The organism is Rothia endophytica, from assembly GCF_928381505.1.
Lineage (GTDB): Bacteria > Actinomycetota > Actinomycetes > Actinomycetales > Micrococcaceae > Rothia > Rothia endophytica_A.
In genome coordinates this window covers 1-5,127 of the sequence record NZ_CAKMSJ010000017.1, presented here as the reverse complement: position 1 = coordinate 5,127, position 5,127 = coordinate 1, and the positions used below count along the sequence as shown (strand labels likewise).

General features: G+C 59.0%; 3 protein-coding genes and 3 pseudogenes. 5 read left to right on the top strand and 1 reads right to left on the bottom strand.

Annotated features, from left to right (window positions below):
- Nucleotides 1-177: 177 nt before the first annotated feature.
- The 3 genes and pseudogenes from aac(3)-IVa to L6990_RS12035 form a co-directional block, all read left to right on the top strand.
- Entirely contained in the window at nucleotides 178-954 is a 777-nt protein-coding gene (aac(3)-IVa, locus tag L6990_RS11615; protein WP_001199192.1) for an aminoglycoside N-acetyltransferase AAC(3)-IVa, read from the top strand.
- Nucleotides 955-1,182: 228 nt separating this feature from the next.
- Nucleotides 1,183-2,208 (top strand): aminoglycoside O-phosphotransferase APH(4)-Ia, encoded by a 1,026-nt coding sequence (gene aph(4)-Ia, locus L6990_RS11610; protein ID WP_000742814.1) that lies wholly within the window; start codon nucleotides 1,183-1,185, stop codon nucleotides 2,206-2,208.
- Between the two features lie 5 nt (nucleotides 2,209-2,213).
- A pseudogene (locus L6990_RS12035) lies at nucleotides 2,214-2,567 on the top strand (AAC(3) family N-acetyltransferase); the annotation flags it as partial.
- 62 nt (nucleotides 2,568-2,629) lie between these two features.
- Here the strand turns inward: L6990_RS12035 and L6990_RS11605 are convergent.
- Nucleotides 2,630-3,382 (bottom strand): IS6 family transposase, encoded by a 753-nt coding sequence (locus L6990_RS11605; protein ID WP_000602738.1) that lies wholly within the window; start codon nucleotides 3,380-3,382, stop codon nucleotides 2,630-2,632.
- Between the two features lie 85 nt (nucleotides 3,383-3,467).
- On the opposite strand from L6990_RS11605, the pseudogene L6990_RS11600 reads away from it, so the two are divergent.
- Nucleotides 3,468-4,967: pseudogene (locus tag L6990_RS11600) on the top strand (Tn3 family transposase); the annotation flags it as partial.
- Between the two features lie 33 nt (nucleotides 4,968-5,000).
- A pseudogene (locus L6990_RS11595) lies at nucleotides 5,001-5,127 on the top strand (leucine zipper domain-containing protein); the annotation flags it as partial.

Here is a 5,127-nt window from a genome sequence, read left to right as displayed (position 1 = left end):
AGTACCAGCGTACGGCCCACAGAATGATGTCACGCTGAAAATGCCGGCCTTTGAATGGGTTCATGTGCAGCTCCATCAGCAAAAGGGGATGATAAGTTTATCACCACCGACTATTTGCAACAGTGCCGTTGATCGTGCTATGATCGACTGATGTCATCAGCGGTGGAGTGCAATGTCGTGCAATACGAATGGCGAAAAGCCGAGCTCATCGGTCAGCTTCTCAACCTTGGGGTTACCCCCGGCGGTGTGCTGCTGGTCCACAGCTCCTTCCGTAGCGTCCGGCCCCTCGAAGATGGGCCACTTGGACTGATCGAGGCCCTGCGTGCTGCGCTGGGTCCGGGAGGGACGCTCGTCATGCCCTCGTGGTCAGGTCTGGACGACGAGCCGTTCGATCCTGCCACGTCGCCCGTTACACCGGACCTTGGAGTTGTCTCTGACACATTCTGGCGCCTGCCAAATGTAAAGCGCAGCGCCCATCCATTTGCCTTTGCGGCAGCGGGGCCACAGGCAGAGCAGATCATCTCTGATCCATTGCCCCTGCCACCTCACTCGCCTGCAAGCCCGGTCGCCCGTGTCCATGAACTCGATGGGCAGGTACTTCTCCTCGGCGTGGGACACGATGCCAACACGACGCTGCATCTTGCCGAGTTGATGGCAAAGGTTCCCTATGGGGTGCCGAGACACTGCACCATTCTTCAGGATGGCAAGTTGGTACGCGTCGATTATCTCGAGAATGACCACTGCTGTGAGCGCTTTGCCTTGGCGGACAGGTGGCTCAAGGAGAAGAGCCTTCAGAAGGAAGGTCCAGTCGGTCATGCCTTTGCTCGGTTGATCCGCTCCCGCGACATTGTGGCGACAGCCCTGGGTCAACTGGGCCGAGATCCGTTGATCTTCCTGCATCCGCCAGAGGCGGGATGCGAAGAATGCGATGCCGCTCGCCAGTCGATTGGCTGAGCTCATGAGCGGAGAACGAGATGACGTTGGAGGGGCAAGGTCGCGCTGATTGCTGGGGCAACACGTGGAGCGGATCGGGGATTGTCTTTCTTCAGCTCGCTGATGATATGCTGACGCTCAATGCCGTTTGGCCTCCGACTAACGAAAATCCCGCATTTGGACGGCTGATCCGATTGGCACGGCGGACGGCGAATGGCGGAGCAGACACTCGTCCGGGGGCAATGAGATATGAAAAAGCCTGAACTCACCGCGACGTCTGTCGAGAAGTTTCTGATCGAAAAGTTCGACAGCGTCTCCGACCTGATGCAGCTCTCGGAGGGCGAAGAATCTCGTGCTTTCAGCTTCGATGTAGGAGGGCGTGGATATGTCCTGCGGGTAAATAGCTGCGCCGATGGTTTCTACAAAGATCGTTATGTTTATCGGCACTTTGCATCGGCCGCGCTCCCGATTCCGGAAGTGCTTGACATTGGGGAATTCAGCGAGAGCCTGACCTATTGCATCTCCCGCCGTGCACAGGGTGTCACGTTGCAAGACCTGCCTGAAACCGAACTGCCCGCTGTTCTGCAGCCGGTCGCGGAGGCCATGGATGCGATCGCTGCGGCCGATCTTAGCCAGACGAGCGGGTTCGGCCCATTCGGACCGCAAGGAATCGGTCAATACACTACATGGCGTGATTTCATATGCGCGATTGCTGATCCCCATGTGTATCACTGGCAAACTGTGATGGACGACACCGTCAGTGCGTCCGTCGCGCAGGCTCTCGATGAGCTGATGCTTTGGGCCGAGGACTGCCCCGAAGTCCGGCACCTCGTGCACGCGGATTTCGGCTCCAACAATGTCCTGACGGACAATGGCCGCATAACAGCGGTCATTGACTGGAGCGAGGCGATGTTCGGGGATTCCCAATACGAGGTCGCCAACATCTTCTTCTGGAGGCCGTGGTTGGCTTGTATGGAGCAGCAGACGCGCTACTTCGAGCGGAGGCATCCGGAGCTTGCAGGATCGCCGCGGCTCCGGGCGTATATGCTCCGCATTGGTCTTGACCAACTCTATCAGAGCTTGGTTGACGGCAATTTCGATGATGCAGCTTGGGCGCAGGGTCGATGCGACGCAATCGTCCGATCCGGAGCCGGGACTGTCGGGCGTACACAAATCGCCCGCAGAAGCGCGGCCGTCTGGACCGATGGCTGTGTAGAAGTACTCGCCGATAGTGGAAACCGACGCCCCAGCACTCGTCCGAGGGCAAAGGAATAGAGTAGATGCCGACCGAACAAGAGCTGATTTCGAGAACGCCTCAGCCAGCAACTCGCGCGAGCCTAGCAAGGCAAATGCGAGAGAACGGCCTTACGCTTGGTGGCACAGTTCTCGTCCACAGTTCGCTAAGCTCGCTCGGCTGGGTCGCGGGAGGGCCGGTCGCAGTGATTCAGGCCCTTCTGGATTGTGTTGGTCCCCAGGGCACGATTGTCATGCCCACGCACTCGGGTGATCTGACTGATCCCGCAGATTGGAGATCGCCGCCCGTGCCTGCCGATTGGGTGCAGATCTTGCGCAACGAGATGCCGGCATACGATCCGCAAACCACACCAACTCGGAACATGGGTGCAGTGGCTGAATTGTTCCGGGCGTGTCGCAAACACTTTTGGAGGCAGCTATCACCCAGCCAAGGCCGGTATTTTCATGCTTTGTTAACCTTTTGCAGTCCGAAGAGGCGCGCAAGCAAATCATTCTGGTCATTGACGGTCCAGCCGCCTGAAAAGCCAAAGCCCTTCCGCAGCCACAGCATCGCCTCGAAACCCGCGATGGTTCGCCGCGCCGTGTTAAAGGATTGGAAACCGCCGATCTTCGGCATGTTCTTCTTCACCCGGAAATGGTCGCTCTCAATCCCCTGCTGGAGATGTTTGGTCACATAATGCACGGGATCGGGATGGAGAAGCCCATCATCAACCGACGTTTTGATCGTTGACGGGAAGGTGTTGGCCCCGTCCGTCCCAATCCTGTTCGGCGACAACAAGGGTTCATCTTTAAGCATCTTTCGGAAGAACCGCTTGGCAGCGTCGAGATCGCGCTTAGCGGTCAGCAGGAAATCCACCGGATTGCCATGCTTATCGATGGCTCGGTACAGATAGCGCCATTTGCCGCGGATCTTGACATAGGTCTCATCAATCCGGACCGAGCCGCAATGGGGTCGACGAAACTGCCGCAGCCGTTTCTCGATGACAGGTGCATAAGCCAATACCCAGCGGTTGATCGTGCTATGATCGACCTCGAAGCCCCGCTCGCGAAACATCTCTTCCAAGTCACGATAGCTGAGCGGGTAGCGCAAGTACCAGGCAACCGCCTGTACAATCAGCCAGGCCTCGAAATGCCTGCCCTTGAAATCATCCTTCGACTGGCGCTTCAGCTTTTCGGCAATGGTATTCAAAATCATCGGCTCGCTCCGCAATATCAGGAGCGGCAACTTCTCTCCCCATGGTCAACATCGAGTTAACCTGAAGAATTTGCGACAAGGCCATGCGTTCCGCTCCGGAGATGTCTGGCTTACTAGGTCCCGGCGCTATGGCGATCTGAAACACGCACTCGTTCCGGCACAATCCATCGCGGAAGGCGGTCGTCTCGCTGTGCCATTGCGGCCGGAGGAATGGCTGGCAGACCGGCAAGCTCGCCTCGACATGCGGTTGCGCGAGCTTGGCCGTGCCGCTCGCGCAGGCACGATCCCGGGCGGGTCGATTGAAAACGGCGTTCTGCATATCGAGAAACTCGAAGCCGCCGCGCCGACAGGCGCCGAAGATCTGGTGCTCGATCTCTACAAGCAGATCCCGCCCACGCGCATCACCGATCTCCTGCTGGAGGTGGATGCGGCGACCGGCTTCACCGAAGCGTTCACCCATCTGCGCACAGGAGCACCCTGCGCTGACCGGATCGGGCTAATGAACGTTATCTTGGCGGAAGGGATCAACCTCGGCTTGCGCAAAATGGCGGATGCGACAAACACCCACACCTTCTGGGAATTGATCCGCATTGGACGGTGGCATGTCGAGGGCGAAGCCTATGACCGGGCGCTGGCCATGGTGGTCGAGGCACAGGCAGCGTTACCCATGGCCCGGTTCTGGGGCATGGGCACGTCGGCTTCGAGCGACGGACAGTTCTTCGTCGCTACAGAGCAAGGTGAGGCCATGAACCTGGTCAACGCGAAATATGGCAATACCCCGGGCCTGAAAGCCTATAGCCACGTCTCCGACCAATATGCGCCGTTCGCAACCCAGGTGATTCCTGCAACGGCAAGCGAAGCGCCTTACATCCTCGATGGCCTGCTGATGAACGATGCTGGACGCCATATCCGCGAGCAGTTCACCGACACGGGCGGCTTCACCGATCACGTCTTTGCCGCATGTGCCATTCTCGGCTACCGGTTCGCTCCGCGCATCCGCGACCTGCCATCCAAACGGCTCTACGCGTTCAATCCGTCGGCCGCCCCGGCGCACCTGCGAGCGTTGATCGGCGGAAAGGTCAACCAAGCCATGATCGAGCGCAATTGGCCCGACATCCTGCGCATCGCCGCCACCATTGCTGCCGGGACCGTCGCGCCAAGCCAGATTCTGCGGAAACTCGCCTCCTATCCGCGGCAGAACGAGCTCGCGACAGCCCTGCGGGAAGTCGGTCGCGTCGAGCGCACCCTGTTCATGATCGACTGGATTCTGGATGCCGAACTCCAACGGCGTGCCCAGATCGGGCTCAACAAAGGCGAAGCTCATCATGCGCTGAAGCGGGCAATCAGCTTCCACCGCCGCGGTGAAATCCGCGACCGTTCCGCCGAAGGCCAGCATTACCGCATCGCCGGCATGAATCTGCTCGCCGCCATCATCATCTTCTGGAACACCATGAAGCTCGGCGAGGTCGTTGCAAACCAGAAACGCGATGGAAAGCTGCTATCGCCCGATCTCTTGGCCCATGTTTCGCCGCTCGGATGGGAACACATCAATCTCACCGGAGAATATCGCTGGCCAAAGCCTTAGCGTAGGATTCCGCCCCCTCCCGCAAACGACCCCAAGATGTTCATGGTCTCCCCGATCACTGCCCGGAAATGGGCAGGCCGCTACCGGGAAGAGGGTGAGTTTGGGATGCAGGATCGCTCCAGCAAGCCGCACCGGATCCCAGGCAGGACGCCCGAGCATG